The sequence below is a fragment of the Streptomyces sp. NPDC059649 genome, from assembly GCF_042734445.1.
GTDB lineage: Bacteria > Actinomycetota > Actinomycetes > Streptomycetales > Streptomycetaceae > Streptomyces.
Window position 1 is genome coordinate 1 of record NZ_JBHWDV010000052.1, and the last position, 21,252, is coordinate 21,252.

The 21,252-nt window shown below is 70.4% G+C and carries 20 protein-coding genes; 7 read left to right on the forward strand and 13 right to left on the reverse strand.

Annotation, left to right across the window (positions count from 1 at the left end):
* Positions 1-119: 119 nt before the first annotated feature.
* The 3 genes from mctP to ACFV1J_RS33755 all read right to left on the reverse strand — a co-directional run bounded on the left by mctP (position 120) and on the right by ACFV1J_RS33755 (position 3,015).
* Positions 120-1,691: a monocarboxylate uptake permease MctP gene (gene mctP, locus ACFV1J_RS33745; protein ID WP_385864673.1), complete on the reverse strand. Its 1,572-nt coding sequence runs from the start codon at positions 1,689-1,691 to the stop codon at positions 120-122.
* A gap of 113 nt (positions 1,692-1,804) precedes the next feature.
* Entirely contained in the window at positions 1,805-2,062 is a 258-nt protein-coding gene (locus ACFV1J_RS33750) for a DUF3311 domain-containing protein (protein WP_385864589.1), read from the reverse strand.
* 194 nt (positions 2,063-2,256) lie between these two features.
* Positions 2,257-3,015 carry a GntR family transcriptional regulator gene (locus ACFV1J_RS33755; protein WP_385864675.1) on the reverse strand — a complete coding sequence of 253 codons (759 nt, stop codon included), beginning with the start codon at positions 3,013-3,015 and terminating at the stop codon, positions 2,257-2,259.
* 241 nt (positions 3,016-3,256) lie between these two features.
* On the opposite strand from ACFV1J_RS33755, the gene ACFV1J_RS33760 reads away from it, so the two are divergent.
* The 4 genes from ACFV1J_RS33760 to ACFV1J_RS33775 all read left to right on the forward strand — a co-directional run bounded on the left by ACFV1J_RS33760 (position 3,257) and on the right by ACFV1J_RS33775 (position 8,045).
* The gene (locus tag ACFV1J_RS33760) at positions 3,257-4,525 is read left to right on the forward strand and encodes an extracellular solute-binding protein (protein WP_385864591.1); all 1,269 of its coding nucleotides are present in this window, start codon (positions 3,257-3,259) and stop codon (positions 4,523-4,525) included.
* A 108-nt stretch (positions 4,526-4,633) separates the two neighbouring features.
* Positions 4,634-5,647: a carbohydrate ABC transporter permease gene (locus ACFV1J_RS33765; RefSeq protein ID WP_385864593.1), complete on the forward strand. Its 1,014-nt coding sequence runs from the start codon at positions 4,634-4,636 to the stop codon at positions 5,645-5,647.
* Positions 5,644-6,483: a carbohydrate ABC transporter permease gene (locus ACFV1J_RS33770; RefSeq protein WP_385864596.1), complete on the forward strand. Its 840-nt coding sequence runs from the start codon at positions 5,644-5,646 to the stop codon at positions 6,481-6,483. Before ACFV1J_RS33765 ends, ACFV1J_RS33770 begins: the two co-directional genes overlap by 4 nt.
* A gap of 8 nt (positions 6,484-6,491) precedes the next feature.
* Entirely contained in the window at positions 6,492-8,045 is a 1,554-nt protein-coding gene (locus ACFV1J_RS33775) for a glycoside hydrolase family 3 protein (protein ID WP_385864598.1), read from the forward strand.
* Positions 8,046-8,172: 127 nt separating this feature from the next.
* Here the strand turns inward: ACFV1J_RS33775 and nagB are convergent, their stop codons facing one another.
* Together nagB and ACFV1J_RS33785 are read right to left on the reverse strand one after the other, a co-directional pair.
* Positions 8,173-8,955, reverse strand: a complete 783-nt coding sequence (gene nagB, locus ACFV1J_RS33780) for a glucosamine-6-phosphate deaminase (protein WP_385864601.1) — start codon at positions 8,953-8,955, stop codon at positions 8,173-8,175.
* A 146-nt stretch (positions 8,956-9,101) separates the two neighbouring features.
* Entirely contained in the window at positions 9,102-9,875 is a 774-nt protein-coding gene (locus ACFV1J_RS33785) for an SDR family oxidoreductase (RefSeq protein WP_385864603.1), read from the reverse strand.
* 521 nt (positions 9,876-10,396) lie between these two features.
* Here ACFV1J_RS33785 and ACFV1J_RS33790 point away from each other — a divergent pair.
* Positions 10,397-11,869: a sensor histidine kinase gene (locus tag ACFV1J_RS33790; RefSeq protein WP_385864677.1), complete on the forward strand. Its 1,473-nt coding sequence runs from the start codon at positions 10,397-10,399 to the stop codon at positions 11,867-11,869.
* A 304-nt stretch (positions 11,870-12,173) separates the two neighbouring features.
* On the opposite strand, the gene ACFV1J_RS33795 is transcribed toward ACFV1J_RS33790, so the two are convergent.
* Positions 12,174-12,431, reverse strand: a complete 258-nt coding sequence (locus ACFV1J_RS33795) for a WhiB family transcriptional regulator (RefSeq protein ID WP_003983230.1) — start codon at positions 12,429-12,431, stop codon at positions 12,174-12,176.
* A gap of 319 nt (positions 12,432-12,750) precedes the next feature.
* A complete protein-coding gene (locus ACFV1J_RS33800; RefSeq protein WP_385864605.1) occupies positions 12,751-13,743 on the reverse strand; it encodes a diacylglycerol/lipid kinase family protein in 993 nt (330 codons plus the stop codon).
* A gap of 155 nt (positions 13,744-13,898) precedes the next feature.
* On the opposite strand from ACFV1J_RS33800, the gene ACFV1J_RS33805 reads away from it, so the two are divergent.
* Entirely contained in the window at positions 13,899-14,360 is a 462-nt protein-coding gene (locus ACFV1J_RS33805) for a hypothetical protein (RefSeq protein ID WP_385864607.1), read from the forward strand.
* A gap of 558 nt (positions 14,361-14,918) precedes the next feature.
* Here the strand turns inward: ACFV1J_RS33805 and ACFV1J_RS33810 are convergent.
* The 4 genes from ACFV1J_RS33810 to ACFV1J_RS33825 all read right to left on the reverse strand — a co-directional run bounded on the left by ACFV1J_RS33810 (position 14,919) and on the right by ACFV1J_RS33825 (position 17,456).
* Entirely contained in the window at positions 14,919-15,878 is a 960-nt protein-coding gene (locus ACFV1J_RS33810; protein ID WP_385864679.1) for an RNA polymerase sigma factor SigF, read from the reverse strand.
* Positions 15,879-15,921: 43 nt separating this feature from the next.
* A complete protein-coding gene (locus ACFV1J_RS33815; protein WP_030413515.1) occupies positions 15,922-16,335 on the reverse strand; it encodes an anti-sigma regulatory factor in 414 nt (137 codons plus the stop codon).
* A 290-nt stretch (positions 16,336-16,625) separates the two neighbouring features.
* Complete coding sequence (locus ACFV1J_RS33820; RefSeq protein WP_385864610.1) at positions 16,626-17,114, reverse strand: GNAT family N-acetyltransferase; 489 nt, start codon at positions 17,112-17,114, stop codon at positions 16,626-16,628.
* Positions 17,115-17,195: 81 nt separating this feature from the next.
* Complete coding sequence (locus ACFV1J_RS33825; RefSeq protein ID WP_030413517.1) at positions 17,196-17,456, reverse strand: UBP-type zinc finger domain-containing protein; 261 nt, start codon at positions 17,454-17,456, stop codon at positions 17,196-17,198.
* Between the two features lie 59 nt (positions 17,457-17,515).
* On the opposite strand from ACFV1J_RS33825, the gene ACFV1J_RS33830 reads away from it, so the two are divergent.
* Entirely contained in the window at positions 17,516-19,117 is a 1,602-nt protein-coding gene (locus ACFV1J_RS33830; RefSeq protein ID WP_385864612.1) for a Na+/H+ antiporter, read from the forward strand.
* A gap of 18 nt (positions 19,118-19,135) precedes the next feature.
* On the opposite strand, the gene ACFV1J_RS33835 is transcribed toward ACFV1J_RS33830, so the two are convergent.
* Both ACFV1J_RS33835 and ACFV1J_RS33840 read right to left on the reverse strand, forming a co-directional pair.
* Entirely contained in the window at positions 19,136-20,047 is a 912-nt protein-coding gene (locus ACFV1J_RS33835) for a 1-aminocyclopropane-1-carboxylate deaminase/D-cysteine desulfhydrase (RefSeq protein ID WP_385864615.1), read from the reverse strand.
* A gap of 39 nt (positions 20,048-20,086) precedes the next feature.
* Positions 20,087-20,665 (reverse strand): XRE family transcriptional regulator, encoded by a 579-nt coding sequence (locus ACFV1J_RS33840; RefSeq protein ID WP_385864617.1) that lies wholly within the window; start codon positions 20,663-20,665, stop codon positions 20,087-20,089.
* Positions 20,666-21,252: the final 587 nt, after the last annotated feature.

Sequence of the window (21,252 nt, forward strand, 5' to 3'; positions counted from 1 at the left end):
GTCCCAAACCCCCTCTAACCTCTGCCTATATTGGAGGGTGTAACCGCCCCCGCCCCGCCACGGGCCCGCCCCCCCCCCGGGGGGGTACGCGGCGCCCGTTCCGCCTCGAAGGTGGTGGCTCAATGCCCCGCCGGTGCCCCCGCGGTGGCCGGGGGGAGGTCGGCGAGGACGCCCTTGTCGCCCGCGTCGGCGGTGTAGTCGGCGGGGCTGGTCTCGTCCGTGCCGTCGGGGGCCTTGACGGCCCGCAGGACGAGGGTGAGGACGACCGCGACGACGACGTTCAGGGCGAACGCGGTCAGGCCGATGTAGCCGATCTCCCCGAGGCCGGGGATCTCCGCGCTGGGGCCGCCGAAGTGCTTCTGCTTCGGGGTGGCCACGCCGTACGCCGCGAGCGTGCCGTAGAGCATGCCGGCCGCCCAGCCGGTCAGCAGCGCCCAGCGGTGGAACCAGCGGGTGAACAGGCCGCCGACCAGGGACGGCAGGGTCTGCAGGATCCAGATCCCGCCCAGCAGCTGGAAGTTGATGGCCACGGTCTTGTCCATGGTGAGGACGAAGACCAGCGCGCCGACCTTGACCAGCAGGGAGACCAGCTTGGCGACCTTGTGTTCCTGTTCGGGCGTGGCGTCCGGCTTGAGGAAGTCCTTGTAGACGTTCCGGGTGAAGAGGTTGGCGGCCGCGATGGACATGATGGCCGCCGGGACGAGGGCGCCGATGCCGATCGCGGCGAACGCGACGCCGGTGAACCAGCTGGGGAACATGTCCTCGAACAGCTGGGGGATGGCCAGTTGCGGGTTGCCCTGGATGTCCGTACCGGCCTTGATCGCCATGAAGCCGAGCAGTGCCAGCAGGCCCAGCATCAGCGAGTAGAGCGGCAGGATCGTGGTGTTGCGGCGGATCACGTTGCGGCTGCGCGAGGACAGCGTCGCGGTGATGGAGTGCGGGTACATGAACAGCGCCAGGGCCGAGCCGAGCGCCAGAGTGGCGTACGCCCACTGGGCGTTGGGGCCGCTGGTCAGTTCGCCGCGTGGTTTGCCGGGCACCGCGCCGGGCTGCGCGAGCGCCTTGCCGGCCGCGTGGAAGATGCTGTCGAAGCCGCCCAGTTTGATGGGGATGTAGATGATCGCCACGCCGATGACGAGGTAGATCAGGCCGTCCTTGACGAAGGCGATCAGGGCGGGCGCGCGCAGGCCGGAGGAGTAGGTGTAGGCCGCCAGGACCGCGAAGGCGATCAGCAGCGGGAGGTCCTTGACGAACCAGTTGGTGTGCTCACCGCCCCCGATGCCCATCACGTCCAGCACCGCCTGGATGCCGACCAGCTGGAGCGCGATGTACGGCATCGTGGCGAGGATGCCGGTGAGCGCCACCGCCAGCGACAGGCCCTTGGAGCCGAAGCGGCCGCGGACGAAGTCGGAGGTGGTGACGTAGCCGTGCTTGTGCGAGACCGACCAGAGGCGGGGCAGGAACAGGAAGATGAAGGGGTAGACCAGGATCGTGTACGGCACGGCGAAGAAGCCGGAGGCGCCCGCCGTGTAGATGGCGGCCGGGACGGCCACGAAGGTGTACGCGGTGTAGAGGTCACCGCCGAGCAGGAACCACGTGATCCAGGTGCCGAAACTGCGGCCGCCCAGACCCCATTCGTCCAGGTTGGCGGACTGCTCGGCCTTGCGCCAGCGGGCGGCGAGGAAGCCCATGACCGTCACGGCCAGGAAGAAGAAGACGAAGACGGCGAGGGCCACGCCGTTGACGCCGTGGGTCTGGGAGGCGGCCAGCCGGGCGGTCGCCGGGGCCGCGGTCGCGAGGGCGCTCATCGGACACCGTCCTTGCGGAGGCGCTGCTCACGCCGGACGAGCTTGTACGCGACGGTGGTCAGCACCGTCGAGATCAGCACCCACGCCATCTGGTACCAGTAGAAGAACGGGATCCCGATCAGCGTCGGCTCGATCCTGGCGTACGAACTCACCCACAGCATCGAGACGAACGGAGCCAGCAGGCACAGTCCGGCCACTATGCGTGTCGGGGTGACGACCTGTCTGCTGGTCGGTGATTCGGCTGGCTCTGGCATCGGCGTGGCTCCGTCCCTGACTGTCTCCTGGGTAATCGGCTGGAAATCTATGGCAGGGCAGTGGCGCGCGTCACTAGGTGTCCGCATATCGGTATGGACACTTCGTGCCGGAAAGACCCGGCGGGCAGCGGTAGTTCGGTGCCCGCCGGGTGCCGCTCGGGCCGCGGGGAGCCGCTCGGAACGCGCGGAACCGGTCAGTCCGCGGGGCGCTGCAGCCTGGCGACGAACTTGTAGCGGTCGCCGCGGTAGACCGAGCGCACCCACTCCACCGGCTGTCCCTGGGCGTCGAGGGAGTGCCGGGAGAGCATCAGCATCGGCAGGCCGACGTCGGTGCCCAGCAGTCCGGCCTCGCGCGGGGTGGCGAGCGAGGTCTCGATGGTCTCCTCCGCCTCGGCGAGCCGGACGTCGTAGACCTCGGCCAGCGCGGTGTAGAGCGAGGTGTACTTGACGAGGTTGCGGCGGAGCGCGGGGAAGCGCTTGGCCGACAGGTGGGTGGTCTCGATCGCCATCGGCTCACCGCTGGCCAGCCGCAGCCGCTCGATGCGCAGGACCCGGCCGCCGGGCGCGATGTCCAGCAGTCCGGCCAGCCGGTCGTCGGCGGTGACATAGCCGATGTCCAGCAGCTGGGAGGTCGGCTCCAGGCCCTGGGCGCGCATGTCCTCCGTGTAGGAGGTCAGTTGCAGCGCCTGGGAAACCTTGGGCTTGGCCACGAAGGTGCCCTTGCCCTGGATGCGTTCCAGCCGGCCCTCGACGACCAGTTCCTGGAGCGCCTGGCGGACGGTGGTCCGCGAGGTGTCGAACTCCGCGGCGAGGGTGCGCTCGGGCGGGACCGGGGTACCGGGCGGCAGGGTTTCGGTGATCTCCAGCAAGTGCCGCTTGAGGCGGTAGTACTTGGGCACCCGCGCGGTCCGCGTGCCGCCGCCGCTCTCGGCGCTGCCGCCCTCGGTCTCCATGACCCGCCTCTCCGACCCCTGTCCTGCTGCCGTCACCGGCTCCTCCGTACGTAGCGGCTCACATCGTGGCACGGAAGGGTTCCCCGCGCCCTCTCGCAGGTCCCGGCCCGCCAGATGTCGGTCCGGTAACGGACCTGACAGCGACTCTTATACACCCTTGACACCCCAAAAGGTCTAGGCCAAGCTGCGGGAACTGGTCTAAACCATTAAAGACCACACCCGGCCTTTAGGGGAGAGCGCAATGAAGCGTGGGCTCATAGCAGCGACGGCGGTCGCGGGAATGCTGGTGAGTGTCGCTGCCTGTGGGTCCAGCGACGGCGGGAAGACGGGCGCGGACGGCTTCAAGGGCCAGAAGCTGACCGTCTGGGTGATGAGCGGATCGAACCCGGAACAGTGGACCAAGCAGGTCTCCGAGCAATTCAGGAAGAAGACCGGCGCCACCGTCGAGTTCAAGGTCCAGCAGTGGAACGGCATTCAGCAGAAGCTGAGCACCGCCCTTTCCGAGGACACCCCGCCGGACGTCGTCGAAATCGGCAACACCCAGACCGCCGCCTACGCCAAGGCGGGCGCCCTGGCCGAGCTCGGTGACCTGAAGAAGGACATCGGCGCCGACTGGAACGACGCGTTCAACAAGGCGTCGCTCATGGACGGAAAGCAGTACGCACTTCCCTGGTACGCCGGGAACCGCGTGGTGATGTACAACAAGAAGATCTGGGCGAAGGCCGGCATCAAGGGCATCCCGAAGACCCGCTCCGAGCTCTTCAAGGACCTCGACACCATCAAGAGGAAGACCGACGCCGAACCGCTCTACCTGCCCGGCCAGAACTGGTACTTCTTCGACGGCCTGACCATCGGCACCGGCGCCGACCTGGTGAAGAAGCAGGGCGGCAAGTGGGTCTCCAACCTCGGCGACCCCAAGGTCTCCAAGGCCATGGACATCTACCGGCAGTACCAGTCCTTCAGCACCGCCCCGAAGAACAAGGACGAGGCCACCCCGCAGCAGGCCGAGGTCTTCGCCAAGGGGAAGACCGGCGCCCTCATCGCCATGGGCTACGAGGCCGCCACCGCCGTCAAGGCCAACCCGGACATCAAGCCGGACATCGGTTTCTTCACCATTCCGGGCGAGACCGCGGACAAGCCCGAGGGAGTCTTCCTCGGCGGCTCCAACTTCGCGGTGGCCGGAGGGGGCAAGAACCAGGAACTCGCCAAGGAATTCCTGAAGATCGCCCTCTCCAAGGAGAACGACGGGCAGATGGTCAAGGAGGCCGGCTGGACCCCGAAGTCCGCCGACCTGGCCGGCGCCGCCAAGGAGAATCCGGCCGCCGCGGCCGCCGCCCCCGCGGCACAGAAGTCCGGCGGTACCACCCCGCTCATTCCGCAATGGGCCGCCGTGGAGAACGTCCCGAATCCCCTCAAGAACTACATGACGGCCGTGCTGAACGGTAAGTCCCCGGCCGACGCCGCCAAGGACATCGAGTCCGAGATCAACACGCGGCTCGCCAAGCAGTAACCACACCGGCTGCGTACGGGGCCGGCCGTCCCCGGCCCCGTACGCGCGTCAGCGGGTGCACACCGACCTTCACGGCAACACGGCGACCACAAGGGGGAACAGGGGCCCATGGCAGTGCAGCTCGACGACGCGGTGGACAAGGCCGCGCCGCGCAACGGCAAGGGGGGAGCCCCGCCCGCCCGCGGCACCGGCGGCAGCCGGACCGCCCGCCCCACCCCTCGGCCCCCCGCCCGCCGCACCCCGTACCTCCTCCTGCTGCCGGCCCTGCTCGCCACCGCCGTCCTCCTCGGCTGGCCGCTGGTCCGCAACCTCCTGCTCTCCTTCCAGAACCTCAACATGAAGGAGCTGATCCAGCACCTCACCGACTGGCGCGGGACCGGCAACTACCAGGAGATCCTGGGCAGCGAGCAGTTCTGGCGGGTCACCCTGCGGACCGTCGTCTTCACCGCGGTCAACGTCGTGCTGATCATGGTCCTGGGCGTGCTGATCGGCCTGCTGCTGGCCCGGCTCGGCAAGAAGATGCGGCTGACGCTGTCGCTCGCCCTGGTCCTGGCCTGGGCCATGCCGGTGATCGCCGCCACCACCGTCTTCCAGTGGCTCTTCGACTCCCGCTACGGCGTGGTCAACTGGACGCTGGACCGGCTCGGCTGGCATGCGATGGCCCACTACGACTGGGTCGGCACCCAGCTGTCGACCTTCTTCGTCATCACCGTGCTGATCGTGTGGCAGTCCCTGCCGTTCGTGGCCCTCAACCTCTACGCGGCCACCACGACCATCCCCAGGGAACTCTACGAAGCCGCCCGGATGGACGGCGCCGGCACCTGGAAGGTCTTCACCTCCGTCACCTTCCCCTTCCTCAAACCGTTCTTCCTGGCCACCACGTTCCTGGAGATCATCTGGGTCTTCAAGGCGTTCCCGCAGATCTTCGCGATCAACCAGGGCGGCCCGGACCGGCTCACCGAAACCCTGCCGATCTACGCCTTCACCGAGGGCGTCGGCAACCTCCACTTCGGCATGGGCGCCGCGATCTCCCTGCTGACCCTCGCCGTACTGCTCGTGATGACCGCGTACTACCTGCGCCTGACGCTCCGGCAGGAACAGCAAGAGGAGAACGAGCTGTGAAGCGCACGGCCCTTTCGACCGCTGGCCGGATCTGGCCCAACGCCACGGCGGCCCTGCTCGCCCTCGGCTTCGCCTTCCCCGTCTACTGGATGTTCAGCACGGCCTTCAAACCGACCCGGGACATCATCACCGAGGACCCGGTGTGGTTCCCCTTCCACGGCACCGTCGAGCACTTCGCGGCGGCCGTCAACGCCCCCCACTTCTGGGCGCTGGCCGGCAACTCGGTCGTCGTGACCGTGCTGGCCGTCGGGCTGTCCCTGGTCATCGCGCTCTCGGGGGCGTTCGCCCTCACCCGGATGCGCTTCAAGGGCCGCCGGGGCATCCTGCTGACCTTCATGGTCGCCCAGATGGCGCCCTGGGAGGTCATGGTGATCTCCATCTACCTGATCGTCCGGGACGCCGACCTGCTCAACAGCCTGGTGCCGCTCACCTGCTTCTACACGCTGATGGTGCTGCCCTTCACCCTGCTGACGCTGCGCGGCTACGTCGCCGCGGTGCCCAGGGAACTGGAGGAGTCCGCGATGGTCGACGGCTGCTCCCGCGGGCAGGCGTTCCGCAAGGTCGTCTTCCCGCTGCTGGCACCCGGCCTGATGGCCACCTCCCTCTTCGGCTTCATCACCGCCTGGAACGAGTTCCCGCTGGTGCTGGTCCTCAACAAGGAGCCGGCCATGGGCACCCTGCCGCTGTGGCTCTCCCAGTTCCAGAGTCAGTTCGGCGACGACTGGGGCGCCACCATGGCCGCCGCCTCGATCTTCGCCGTGCCGATCCTCGTCCTCTTCCTGTTCCTGCAACGCAAGGCGGTCGGCGGTCTCACCTCCGGCGCAGTGAAGGGATAACGCACGCCATGCCACCTCTCGTCCGCCCGGTACGCCCCACCGACACCCTCACCCGCGACGCGCTCGCCGTCCTCCAGCCCGGCTTCACCGGCACCACCGCCCCCGACTGGCTGCTGCGCCGGCTCGGCGAGGGCCTGACCTCGGTCGGCCTGTTCGGCCGCAATGTCGCAAACCCGGACCAACTCGCCGCGCTGACCGCCCGGTTGCGCCGGGAACGCGAGGACGTCCTGGTCGCCGTCGACGAGGAGGGCGGCGACGTCACCCGCCTCGAAGTGCGCGGCGGCTCCTCCTTCCCCGGCAACCACGCACTGGGCGCCGTCGACGACCCGGCCCTGACCCGCGCGGTCGCCCGGGAACTCGGCCGCCGGCTGGCCGAGTGCGGTATCACCCTCAACTGGGCGCCCTCCGCCGACGTCAACTCCAACCCGGACAACCCGGTCATCGGCGTCCGCTCCTTCGGCGCCGACCCGCACCTGGTCGCCCGGCACACCGCCGCCTACGTCGAGGGCCTGCAGTCCGCCGGCGTGGCCGCCTGCACCAAGCACTTCCCCGGCCACGGCGACACCGCCGTCGACTCCCACCTCGACCTGCCGCGGATCGCCGCCGACCTGGCCACCCTCCGGGAACGCGAACTCGTCCCGTTCCACGCCGCCGTCGCGGCCGGCACCCGCGCCGTGATGAGCGCGCACATCCTGCTGCCCGCCCTGGACGGCGACCGCCCCGCCACGCTCAGCCCGGCCGCCCTGCACGGCCTGCTGCGCGCCCCCGCCACCGAGGGCGGCCTCGGCTTCGACGGCCTGATCGTCACCGACGGCATGGAGATGCGGGCGATCTCCGCCACCTACGGCATCGAACGCGGCAGCGTGCTCGCCCTCGCGGCCGGCGCGGACGCGATCTGCGTGGGCGGCGGACTGGCCGACGAGGACACCGTGCTGCGGCTGCGCGACGCCCTGGTGGCGGCGGTGCGCGACGGCGAACTGCCGGAGGAGCGGCTCGCCGACGCCGCGGAACGGGTGCGCGCCCTGGCCCGCTGGACCCAGGCCGCGGACGCGGGGGAAGGGGCCGCGCGGAAGGGGGCCGTGCCCGCACCGGACATCGGCCTCACCGCCGCCCGGCGCGCCCTGCGCCGGACCGCCGGTGGGCAACCCTGGGCGCCGCTCACCGGCGCCGCCTACGTCGCGGCCTTCACCCCGCTCGCCAACATCGCGGTCGGCGACGAGACCCCCTGGGGCGTCGCCGCCGAACTGGCCCGCCTGCTGCCGGGCACCGACACCGGCACCTACACCGCGGACGCCGCCACCACGGCCGGGACCCCGGCCCTGGTCGCGGACCTGCTCACCGCCGCCGCCGGCCGCCGCGTCGTGGCCGTCGTCCGCGATGTCCACCGCCACCCCTGGATGGCCGACGCCCTGGACGCCCTCCTGGCGGCCCGCCCCGACACCGCGGTCGTCGAGATGGGCGTCCCGCAGGCCCCGCCACGGGGCGCCCTCCACCTCGCCACCCACGGCGCCGCCCGGGTCTGCGGCCGGGCCGCCGCCGAGGCCCTCACCGGGCGCCGCTGAGACCCGGCCGGCCGGGATGCGCACCGGCCGGGATACGCACCACGCACCGGCCGGATACGCACCGGCCGGGGCGCTCCCGTAGGAACGCCCCGGCCGGGTCAGGGCGGGTGCGGGCCCGCCGGAAGGATCAGATGCCCTGCCACTCCGGCTTCGCCGCGTAGGTGGCGCGGAAGTAGTCGGCGAGCTTCAGCTTGCCGGCCGCGGCCTCGTCGACGACGACCGTGGCGTGCGGGTGCAGCTGCAGCGCGGACGCCGGGACCAGCGCGGCCACCGGGCCCTCCACCGCATGGGCCACCGCGTCCGCCTTGCCCTCACCGGTGGCCAGCAGCACCAGGTGCCGGGCCTCCAGGATGGTGCCGATGCCCTGGGTGATGACGTGGTGCGGGACCTCGTCGAGGCTGTCGAAGAACCGGGCGTTGTCCTCCCGGGTCCGCCGGGTCAGCGTCTTGATGCGGGTCCGCGAGGCCAGCGACGAGCAGGGCTCGTTGAAGCCGATGTGCCCGTCGGTGCCGATGCCCAGCAGCTGGAGGTCCACCCCGCCGGCCGCGCCCAGCGCCCGGTCGTACGCCTCACAGGCGGCCTGCACGTCCTCGGCCGTACCGTCCGGCCCCATGAACGCGCCCTCGTCCAGACCGAGCGGCTCGACCACCTCGCGCAGCACCACCGAGCGGTAGGACTCGGGGTGCCCGGCCGGCAGCCCGACGTACTCGTCGAGCTGGCAGATCCGGGTCCGCGAGGCGTCCACCTCGCCGGCCCTGACCTTCGCCGCCAGCGCCTGGTAGATGGGCAGCGGGGTCGAGCCGGTGGCCACCCCCAGCAGCGCATCGGGCTTGCGCCGCACCAGGGTGGCGATGGCCTCCGCGATCAGCTCGCCGCCTGCCGTGGCGTCCGGAACGATGACAACTTCCACGCTTGGCCTGCCGTTCTGGAGAAGGGTCCATGAAGTCGAGGTGGTATAGACCAATCTATCAGAGGGTGGGCGCCCGGACCCGGTGGTCGCGCGGAACGGCGGGCGGCGGCTTTCCGTCGGTACGGTGACGGGCGGGTGAGGCGGCGTCAGAGCAGGCCGCCGCCCGTCGCGTCGATCCACTGCCCGGTCACCCACCGGCTGTCGTCCGAGGCCAGGAACGCCACGATGTCGGCGATCTCCGCACCGCCCGCGACCCGGCCCAGCGGCGACAGTCCGCGCACCCGCTCCCGGGCCGCGGCGTTGTCCTCGCCCCGCAGCCAGCCGGCGTTCATGTCGGTGTCCACCGCCCCCGGTGCCACCGCATTGACCGTGATGCCGCGCGGCCCGAGGTCCTTGGCGAGGGTCGAGGTGAACACGTCGACCGCCCCCTTCGACATGGCGTACGCGATCAACTCCGGCTTCGCGGCACCGCGGGTCAGACCGGTGGAGACGTTGACGATCCGCCCACCGTCGCGCAGCCGGGACAGCCCGTGCTGCACCAGGAAGAACGGCGCCTTGGCGTTGACCGCGAAGAGCCGGTCGAAGTCCTCCTCGGTGAGCGCGTCGATCCCCTTGAGCGTCCCGTCCACGGCCTTGTTGATCCCGGCGTTGTTGACCAGGACGTCCAGCTCCGCGGCCTGCTCGTCGAACGCCGACCACAGCGCCTCGGCGTCCCCCGGAACGCCCAGCTCCGCCCGGACGGTGAAGGCCGCGCCGCCCGCGGCCTCGATCGCCGCGACCGTCTCCTTCGCCGACGCCTCGTCGTGGCCGTAGTGGACGCCCACCCGGGCGCCGTCCCTGGCCAGCCGTTCCGAGATCGCCCGGCCGATCCCCCTGCCGCCGCCGGTGACCAGTGCCGTCCTGCCGCTGAGCGCACCCATGGAACGTGCCCCTCCCCATCCGTGTCTGCCTGCCGGGCGAAGTTTTGTATCGCTCGGTACAGAATCAAGGTAGCACGCGTTCCCCGCCGTGGAGTACGGAAGGTGGATCACGGGAGCGGTGGAGCACGGGGACCGGTGGAACACAGGGGCCGGTGGAGCACGGGGGCCGGTGGGTCACGGGGGAGGCCGTCATCGGCCCCGGAAACACCCGCGGGCCGCGGCGCCGGGACAGGACCCTCAACCTGTCGACGGCACCGCAGCCCGGAGCTGACATCGCCCGGTCCCGCCGTACGGACGGTGGACTTCCCCTTGTGCGGCGGGGTCGCCGTCCCGTCCTGGGACCGGTCGATCGGAGGCCTTGGCGCAGTCAGGGCAGAGAGCGCCCGGGCCTCGTTCCGCCCTCCTGTGCGGGGAGAGCGGAGGTCTTTGCTGAATTCTGGACTAGACCATTCTCACTTGTCCATGCCCTTGCGGGGAGAACACTCATACCGTACGCCGGTAGGCTCCAAGACGTGCCCTCCATGAACGATCTCGTACGCCAGCACACCGCTCTGAGCGACTCCGACCTCGAGTGGCTCCATCTGCTGGTCTCGGAGTGGCAGCTGCTCTCCGACCTGTCCTTCGCCGATCTCGTCCTGTGGGTCCCGACGCTCGACGGCACCCGTTACGTCTCGGTCGCCCAGATGCGTCCCAACACCGGCCCCACCTCCTACCAGGACGACATGGTCGGCCATCTCGTCCCCCGGGGACGCCGGCCGATGCTGGATTCCGCCTTGGACGAGGGCCGCATCGTACGCGAGGGCGACCCGGAGTGGCGAGAGGAAGTTCCGGTCCGGGTCGAGTCCATTCCGGTACGGCGCGAGGGCCGGGTGCTCGGCGTGATCGCCCGGAACACCAATCTGCTGACCGTCCGCACCCCCAGCCGGCTGGAGCTCACCTACCTCCAGAGCGCCTCCGACCTCGCCCAGATGATCGCTGCCGGAACGTTTCCGTTCCCCGGCCAGCAGGTCGACATGGACGCCTCGCCGCGCGCCGGCGACGGACTGATCCGGCTCGACGCGGACGGCGTCGTCCAGTACGCCAGCCCCAACGCGCTCTCCGCCTACCACCGGCTCGGTCTCGCCGCGGACCTCGTGGGCCACCACCTCGGCCGGACCACCGCCGAACTGGCCCCGGCCCGCGGCCCGGTGGACGAGGCCCTGGTCAAGCTGGCCAGCGGCTGGGCGCCCCGGGAATTCGAGGTCGAGGGCAATGACGGCGTGATCCAATTGCGCGCCATTCCGCTCAAACCGAAGGGCACGCATATCGGTTCCCTGGTACTGCTGCGGGACGTCACCGAACTGCGCCGGCGCGAACGGGAACTGATCACCAAGGACGCGACCATCCGGGAAATTCACCACCGGGTGAAGAACAATTTGCAGACGGTGGCCGCGCTGCTGCGCCTGCAGTCCCGCCGGATGGATTCCGAACAGGGCCGCGAGGCGCTCAACGAGGCGGTGCGCAGGGTCGGTTCGATCGCGATCGTGCACGAGACGCTGTCCCAGAACCTCGACGAACGGGTCCAGTTCGACGAGATCGCCGACCGGGTGCTGGCCATGGTCGCGGAGATCTCCCCGGGCAAGGTGATCACCCGCCGCACCGGACGCTTCGGCATCCTCGACGCCGAGGTGGCCACCCCGCTGTCGATGGTCCTCACCGAGATCCTGCAGAACGCCCTGGAGCACGCCTTCGACCAGGCCGAGCAGGGCAGCGTCGAGGTGGGCGCGGTGCGCGGCGGCAGCCGTACCGACCCCCGGCTGATCGTCACCGTCCAGGACAACGGCCGCGGCCTGCCCGAGGACTTCGACCCGCAGCGCGCCGGAAACCTGGGGCTGCAGATCGTCCGGACCCTGGTGGAAGGGGAGTTGGGCGGCACCTTCGACATGGTCCGGGCACCCGAGCGCGGCACCCGGGTCCTCCTCGACATCCCGGTACGGCCGGAGAAGCAGCACTGAGGGGCGACGGCGGGGAAGCAGCACGGGAGGGGCGGCGGAGAACCAGCACGGGTCGGGTGGCTGAGAAGCAGCACCGGGGAGTGGCTGAAGAGTGAGGAGCGAGGACTGAGGAGTGAGGTGTGTCTCCTTGGTCCGGCTCCTTGGTTCCGGCCGGGGCCCGCGTCGGGCCCGGAACAGCAACAAGCCCCGGACCATCGGTCCGGGGCTCAAAGCTATTGCGATGCGATAACGACCGGGCTTCTCAGCGTCGGGTGTGCATCGGGGGTACTGCGCGCTGCGGCTCGGGGGCCACGGGGCGGCTGGCTCAGGCGCTGGCGTTGCGCGCCCGGTTGCGAGCTGCACGGCGCTTCATCGCGCGGCGCTCGTCCTCGCTCAGACCACCCCAGACGCCGGAGTCCTGGCCGGACTCAAGCGCCCACTGCAGGCACTGCTCCATGACGGGGCAGCGGCGGCAGACGGCCTTGGCTTCCTCGATCTGCAGCAGCGCAGGACCGGTGTTGCCGATGGGGAAGAAGAGCTCGGGGTCTTCCTCGCGGCAAACGGCGCGGTGACGCCAGTCCATGGCTGCTCCATCTCCTCGTGTGACGGGATCGTTGCTTGTGAATGTGAACGCTTTCACGAATCCCCCCGCAAGGGAAGGGCCGAACTCCAGTCGTGAACTGGTGCGGTCCTGGGAATGAGGAGGAGGATTCGGGCTCTCAAGGGGGCCGTTAAAGCGGCCGTCCCGATCGCCATGAAGAGACTCGCAAACCTCGGCTGCGGATACAACCCCTTCCGGAAACTTTTTTTTGATTCCTTGGTGTCGCCTCGGTCACAGCCGTCATTCCAGGGGGTGGAAACCAGTCTAAACGTTCGAGTGAAAGGACTTTGGGCCCTACTGCTCACACAATCACACGCAGTGCACGGCGAACGCCTGTGAACGTCACACTCGTGCGCAGCCCCAGGTGGTCGCCGTCCATCTGAAAGGGCAGCGGCACCTGCGAATGCAAGGTGAAGTTCGTGAGGTCGTGAAGTGAGAGCGCATGCTTGCCATGGGGGCCGCGCTCGGGGGTTGACGTGAGCAGCTGTGTGGCATACCGGGCCACCGCCGAGGGGGACAGCTTGCTCAGTGCGAACAGATCGAGGGCCGTGTCGAACGAGGCGTCCGGGGACGGGTAGATCGGACGGTTGCCCAGGTAGGACCACGGAGCGGTGTTGCAGATTATGGCCAGCGCCAGGTTCTCGACGATCTCCGCCGTACCGTCCGCGCCGTCCGCGCCGCCCGGACGTTCGAGGGTGATGACCCCCTGCCGGCGGTTCGCCTCGCCCAGGAACTGCCGTACGACCTGTCGCATGTACAGGGCATGCGTCGAACGCTTGCCGCGTTCCCGCTGCTGCTCGACCCGGCCCACGACCCCGGCGTCGAAACCGAAGCCCGCGCAGAAGGTGAACCAGCGCTCCGGTACGCCCTCGTCGTCCGTACCCGGCGTGCCCGCGGCGAGCCCCAGGCCGATGGTGCGCTCATTGCCGTCGCGCAGCGCGTCCAGGAGGGCGCCGGTGGCCTCCACGACATCGTTGGGCAGCCCGAGGGCCCGGGCGAAGACATTGGTGGAGCCGCCGGGAACCACGGCCAGCCGGGGGTGCGACTCCGGATCGGGGCCGTTCGCCAGCAGACCGTTGACGACCTCGTTGACGGTGCCGTCCCCGCCCAGCGCCACGACCAGCTCGGTCTCCCCGCCCTCGGTGGCCTGCCGGGCCAGGTCCCGGGCGTGCCCGCGGTACCGGGTCTCGGCGACCTCCAGCTTGAGGTCGCTGGCGAGGGCGTGGGCGAGGACCTCGCGGGTGCGCGCACTGGTGGTGGTAGCAGCGGGATTGACCACGAGAAGAGCGCGCATGTGCAGCAGCGTACCTACCTGCCGGTACCGGGCTCACGCCCCGTCCGCATACAGGGCGTCCCGGGACGCGGGGCCGCCGGCCCGTGGGCCGATTCACCGTATCCGGCGTCCGGGGCCTTCCCGGGCGCCGGGGGCGCCGGCGCTACCCTGCTGGGGTGAGCAGTCAGCAGAAGCAGTCCGTCAAGCGCGCCGCCGGCGCCCCCGCCGCGCCCGCACCGGCCGGTCCGCGGCCCGCCCGGCTGAGCGCCGCCGCGGCCCTCACCGGGGTCGAGGGTCTCGCCCTGGCCGCCCTCGGTGCGTACATGCTGATCATGGGGCTCACGGGCTCGCCGGACAGCCCGCAGCAGGCGGAGATGGGCGGGGTGACGGTGCTCGCGCTGGCCGTGCTGCCGCTGGTCGCCGCGCGCGGACTGTGGCTGCGCCGCCGCTGGAGCCGGGGCCCCTCGCTGATCACCCAGATCGTCGCCCTGCCGGTGGCCTGGACGCTGGTGCACGGCGGCGGCGCACTGATCGCGGGCGGCATCGTGCTGGCGCTGGCCGCACTCGTCGTCCTCGTCCTGCTGATCAACCCGACGGCTACGGAGGCGTTGGGGATCGGGTCGCGCGATACGCCGTAGCGGGGGCCGCCGACGTTTTTGGCTTTCCCGCCGTTCCGCTGCGCTTGGCGGTGCCCCGTACGCACTTGGCCGTCCCGCCGTGGTGGTTTCTCGCCGTTGCGCCTGCGGCGCCCCGTTCGTGCCCGTCTGTCCGGGTGCGGTTGTTGTTCGCCGTTGCGCTTTGCGGCGCCTCCCACGTACCTGTCCGCGGTGCCGCGGGGCGTCTCGCCGTTGCTCCCCCACTGCCTAAAGGGCGTGGGAGGTACCCCCAGCGGCGGGCTGGTGGTTGTCGGGTGCGGTGACGGTCCTCCGGGGCCTTGTTCGTGGACTGCTTCGCTTTACGCTCCGCTGCGCTCCGCCTTCGGTCCTTGATTGAGCCCCTGGAAGCGAAGCCCACGAACAAGGCCCCTCCGGCCCGTCCCCTCCCGTTGGGGGGAAGTTGAGGCCGGTGGGGGCGGGTGTTGGGGGAATGGGGTGGCCCCGTAGGGGACGGGCGAACGGATCCCCTAAGGGTCGCGAGCGCCCCCTACGGGGCCATAACGGTATGGAGCGGGTGGGTATTCCCGTGGCTACTGTGGGTCACTCCTCCACGAGGAGCTTGTCGCGGAGTTGGGCCAGGGTGCGGGCCAGGAGGCGGGAGACGTGCATCTGGGAGATGCCGACCTCCTGGGCGATCTGGGACTGGGTCATGTTGCCGAAGAAGCGGAGGAGGAGGATCTTCTTCTCGCGCGGCGGGAGGTCCTCCAGCAGCGGCTTGAGGGACTCGCGGTACTCGACGCCCTCCAGCGCCTCGTCCTCCGCGCCGAGGGTGTCGGCGACGGCCGGCGACTCGTCGTCGGTGTCCGGGACGTCGAGGGAGAGCGTGCTGTACGCGTTGGCCGACTCCAGGCCCTCCAGGACCTCTTCCTCGGAGATCGACAGGTGCTCGGCCAGCTCGTGCACCGTCGGCGCCCGGCCGTGCCGCTGGGAGAGCTCGGCGGTCGCCGTCGTCAGGGACAGCCGCAGCTCCTGGAGGCGACGCGGGACGCGGACCGCCCAGCCCTTGTCGCGGAAGTGCCGCTTGATCTCGCCGACGACCGTGGGCGTGGCGTACGTGGAGAACTCCACGCCGCGCTCCGGGTCGAAGCGGTCCACCGACTTGATCAGGCCGATGGTGGCGACCTGGGTCAGATCGTCGAGGGGCTCGCCGCGGTTGCGGAACCGGCGGGCCAGGTGCTCGACGAGCGGGAGGTGCATGCGGACGAGGGTGTTGCGCAGCTCCGCGCGCTCCGGTGAGCCGTCGGGCAGCTCGCGCAGCTCGTAGAACATCGCCCGGGCGCCGTTGCGGTCCTGCGGCTCCTGGGAATGCTGTGGTTCCTGCAGCGTGTCGTCGGGAGCGGGGGCATCATGCTGATGCTCCTGCTGCCCCTGCTGCTCGCTCTGGTCCATGTGGTCCGCCCGCTCTGCCTGCTCCGCCGCGTCCAACCGGCCGCCGTGGTCGTCTACGCCCACCGGATGCGGCCGGGCCTGCTGACCGGGGATGGTCGCACTGGACGCCATCCGCCCGCCGCGTTCGAGATCTTTCACGGGGCCCCCTGTTCGGTCATGACGGTCCGGGACCGGCGCCGCGCTCCTTGTACAGACTGATGGTGACCGTACGGTCCTCGGCGACGGTGGAATCGACCTTGCCGGCCAGTGCGGAGAGCACCGTCCAGGCGAAGGTGTCGCGCTCCGGGGCGCGGCCGTCGGTCGTCGGGGCGGACACGGTCACCTGCAGTGCGTCGTCGATCAGGCGGAAGACGCAGCTCAGCACACTGCCGGAGACGGCCTGTTGCAGCAGGATCGCGCAGGCCTCGTCGACCGCGATGCGCAGATCCTCGATCTCGTCGAGGGTGAAGTCCAAGCGGGCTGCGAGCCCGGCCGTGGCCGTACGCAGCACGGACAGGTAGGCACCCGCAGCGGGCAGACGGACTTCCACGAAGTCCTGAGTCCCGGGCTCGCCTGCGATCTGGGACACCCTCACCTCCAAGGTGGCACAAGCTGGTTGAGCTGGAATACGCGATATTCGCTCGGTTGGGGATATTTCGCGCCGGTCTTTTCTCCCCTCGGACGAAAGGAGAACGATCCGGCGCGGCACATGGTTCGGCTGTGACGCTATCGCGATCTGCGGGCCGGTGTCGCCCGGAAGGGGCACGACCGCTCTCCGGGCGCGAACGGCCCGGGTCGCGGGACGCCCCCGCTGTCACTGATTGTAAATCGACGGGTACGGACAGTGGCTAGAGGTGTGCACTGTCAAATCGCGGGTGATTACCCTCCGTTGACGCATGATGCGCCCGCAAGGTTGTGCAGTGCTTCTCCAGTGAGCCGGAAGACCGTCCATTCGTCCATGGGCCGGGCACCGATCGACCGGTAAAGACCGATGGACGGTTCATTCCAATCCAGGACTGACCACTCGAAACGCTCATACCCGCGGGCCACACAGATCTCCGCGAGGGCGGCGAGCAGCGCCTTGCCGTGGCCGCCGCCGCGCGCCTCGGGACGTACGTAGAGATCCTCCAGATAGACACCGTGCGTGCCCGTCCAGGTCGAGAAGTTCCGGAACCACAGGGCAAAGCCCACCGGGGCGCCGTCCGCCTCGGCGATCAGTGCGAAGGCCGCCGGCTGCGACCCGAAGAGCGCCTCCTTCAACTGCGGCTCGGTGGCCTGGGCGGCCTCGGGGGCACGTTCGTAGGCGGCCAGCTCGCCGATCATGGCGAGGAGGACCGGGACGTCGTCGGGGGTCGCTTCGCGGATCATTCTTGAAGGCTAAACGGTGCCGGGGAACGCCTCACTCCGTTTTTCCCGCACCCCGCTTTCCCCTCAGACCAGTCAGACCAGTCAGACCAGTTTCTGGTCGACGAAACACCAGCGCCAGGAGTCGCCCGGCTCGAAGGTCCGCATCACCGCGTGCCCGGTCTCCCGGAAATGCCCCGTCGCATGCCGGTACGGCGAGGAATCGCAGCAGCCGACGTGCCCGCAGACCAGACACAGCCGCAGCTGTACGGGATGGCTGCCGACCGCCTCGCACTCCCGGCAGGTGGCGCTCAGCGGCGCCGGCTCGGCGCGCGGAAGTCCGGCAACGTGCGTGCACTCGCTCATGATGGCCAGGTTAGATCGCCGGGACGGACGGCGGCGGGGTGAGGGGACGGAACGGTCGGATGGCTGTGATGGCGCTGTTCTTGCTGGTCGCGGGGAGCGCGGCGGTCGCCGGGCTGGCGCGCAGGACACCGGTGCCGGCACCGCTGCTGCTCGTGGCCGCCGGGCTCGCCGCCTCGTACCTCCCCGGCCTGCCGGACTACACCCTCGACCCGCACATCGTGCTGCCGCTGGTGCTGCCCCCGCTGCTGCACACCGCGGCGCTGGACAGCTCCTACCTGGACCTGCGGGCCAATCTGCGGCCGGTGGCGCTGCTGTCGGTGGGCTATGTGCTGTTCGCGACGCTGGTGGTCGGGTACGCGGCCTACCTCCTCGTCCCGGACCTGCCGCTGACCTCCGCGCTGGTCCTGGGGGCCGTCGTCGCCCCGCCGGACGCCGTCGCGGCCACCGCCATCGCCCGCCGGCTCGGGCTGCCGCACCGGATCACCACGATCCTGCAGGGCGAATCCCTGGTGAACGACGCCACCGCGATCACCGCCTACAAGGTGGCGGTGGCCGCGGCCGTCGGCGTCGGCGCCACCTGGAGCGAAGGGCTCAAGGAGTTCGCCCTGGCGTCCCTGGGCGGCATCGGCATCGGCCTGGTCCTGATGGTGCCGCTGCACTGGCTCCGCGTCCGGCTGCGGGAGTCCGCGCTGCTGGAGAACACCCTCTCGCTGCTCATCCCGTTCGTCGCCTACGCGGCGGCCGAGCAGGTCGGGGCCTCCGGTGTGCTCGCCGTCGTCGTGGTGGCCCTCTATCTGGGGCACCGGTCCTGGCAGGTCGACTTCGAGACGCGGCTCCAGGAGGACGCCGTCTGGAAGGTGATCTCCTTCCTGCTGGAGTCCGCGGTCTTCGCGCTGATCGGCCTCCAGCTCCCGGTGGTGGTGCGCGGCCTGGGGGCGTACGGGGCGGGCCCGGCGCTGGCGTACGCGGCGGTGGTGTTCGTCGTCGTGGTCGGGGCCCGCTTCGTCTGGGTCTTCCCCGCGACCTTCCTGCCGCGGCTGCTCTCCGCCCGGATCCGCGCCCGCGAGCCCGAAGTGAACTGGACCGCGCCGGTGATCGTCGGCTGGGCCGGGATGCGCGGGGTGGTGTCGCTGGCCATCGCGTTCTCGGTGCCCGCCACCGTGCACGGCGGCGGGCCCTTCCCGGGCCGCGACCTGGTGCTCTTCCTGACCTTCACCACCGTCATCGGCACCCTCGTCGTCCAGGGCCTGACGCTGCCCCCGCTGATCCGCGCCCTGCGGCTGCCCGGCCGGGACGCACAGGCCGAGACGCTGGCCGAGGCCGAGGCCCAGAACGAGGCCTCCCGGGCCGCCGAGGAACGCCTTACGGAACTGCTCAGGGACGAACGCAACGCGCTGCCCGGACCGCTCTCCGACCGGCTGCGCACCGTCATGGAACGGCGCCGCAACTCCGTGTGGGAGCGGCTCGGCGCGGTCAACGAGGTGACCGGGGAGTCCGCCGACGAGACCTACCGGCGGCTGGCCCGGGAAATGATCGACACCGAGCGGCGGGTCTTCGTCCGGCTGCGGGACACCCGGCGGATCGACGACGAGATGCTGCGCACCCTGCTGCGCCGGCTCGACCTGGAGGAGGCGACGGCGTACCGGGAAGGCACCTCCTGACGCCGGTCGGCCCGGGGCTCAGGGCGCCCCGGTGATCACCGCCGCGACCGTACTGCCGCTCGGGAAGGCGCCCTCCTCGGCCAGCGTGGTCAGCCCGTACAGCAGCTTCGCGACGTAGACCCGCTCCAGCGGCAGGCCGTGCCGCCGCTCGAAGGCGTCCGCGAACGCGTCCAGTTCGGGCGTGCGGCGGGCGTAACCGCCACAGTGGAAGCGGTCCTCCAGCCGCCAGTCGCCGCGCGGCCCGCCGAACGCCGCCCGCTGCAGTTCCTCGACCGTCCCCTGGAGGAAGTGCGGGCGGCCGCCCTTCAGTACGGCGAAGCCGAGGGCCTGCCGGCCCGGGCCCAGCCCCGCGGCGAGGCCGGCCAGCGTGCCGCCCGTGCCGCAGGCCACCCCGACCGTGTCCGCCACCCCGCGCAGCTCCCGGCCCAGCTCCGTACACCCTTGTGCGGCAAGGGCGTTGCTGCCGCCCTCCGGGAGGACGTGGAACGCGCCGAACCGGTCGTGCAGCGCGGCGAGCACCTCCGACTCGGACTTGCGGCGGTACCGGTCCCGGTCCAGGAAGTACAGCCGCATCCCGTCGGCGGCACAGCGGGCCAGCGACGGATTGAGCGGGGCCCCGGCCAGCTCCTCGCCGCGGACCACCCCGATGGTGCCGAACCCCAGCAACCGCCCGGCCGCCGCGGTCGCCCGCAGATGATTCGAATACGCCCCGCCGAACGTCAACAACGTCCGCGCCCCGGCCGCGGCGGCGGCCCGCAGATTCGGCTCCAGCTTCCGCCACTTGTTCCCCGGCAGATCCGGATGGATCAGATCATCCCGCTTGAGCACCAACCGCACCCCCCGCCGCGCAAAGACCTCGTCCTCGACTTCCTGGAGGGGGGAGGGCAGGCGGGGGCGCAGGGCAGCGGCCAGGTCTATGGGAGCGTCCACCCCACCATTGTGACCGTTACGCCAGGGAAGCTCCGCAGGTCAGGCCACCGGTACGGAACGGTCCCACAGCTCCTCGGCATGCTCCGCGAACCGGTCGAACATCCCCCCGGCACCCTCGCGGCGCAGGTGCAACAGCGGCGAATCGTGACCCACCAGCCGTGCCAGATGGGGCGTGACGAGCGCATCGTGGTCAAAGCGGAACACCGAGAGCGATACGTGGTTCACTGCGTCGTCCGCGCTGCTGCAGCGCACCTCCAGCCCCGGTACGGCACCCATCCGGTCCAGGTGCTCCACCGTGGTCCGGATGCGGGTGGACACGGTCAGGGCCACGTCCTCGATCGCCTCGCGCTGCCGTGTGACCTCACCACCGGGGTCCCCGAGCAGGAACCGGACCCGGCACCCGGACTCGGCCTTGCGGCGGACCGTCTCGGCGAACCGGGGGACCTGGGTCCACAGGAAGTAGTTCGTGTACCCGGCGAGGAACAGTTCCTCGGCCGCTCCCTCGACGAGCTCGGCCCAGACGGTGGACGGGCAGGCGGACCGGTACGGATACGCGTGGACGAGCTCGCGGTCGTTGCCGGTCTTGATCCGGTCCTTCACTGCCTGGGGCCACAGCATCTCTTCATCGACTCCCAACGCCCGGCAGGCGTCCTCTCGATTGCTTGCGTGCGGTATCAGTCCGGCGTCCGCCAGCCACCGTTCCACGGTCTTGCTCGTGACCCCTACCCGGGCCGCAAGTTTACGGCTCGTGAGACCGGCCTCCGCCATAGCTGATCGTGGGGCGACGTTCAAGACTTCTCCCTTGGACGTTTGGGCCGTTTCGACGGTACGCCTGGGACGCCCCAACTGTCCTGGCTACGGGGGCAGATACGTCCGCAAGGGCAGGCCAGCATCGGTGCATGCACCAAAAGCCGACAACCATGCAAGGCCCCGTGTACCTGATGCTGCCCGCGAACCAGCCCGAGGCCGTCGAAGGGTGCGATGTCTGTGCCGCCTTGGTCAGGCAGCGCAGCGCGGCCCGGATCAGCGGGGATCACTCCAAGGTTTCCGACTGCAACGTCGAACTTGCTTCCCACCCCGAGCACCGACGGAGCAGGGGGCGGTAGGAATGGAGATGCAGACGTGGCGGGACGGCCGTGGGCGGGCCGAGAACGCCGCAGAAGCGCTCAGGGGGGCGCTGGTCGTCCTCGGCCTTCCGAAGCGTG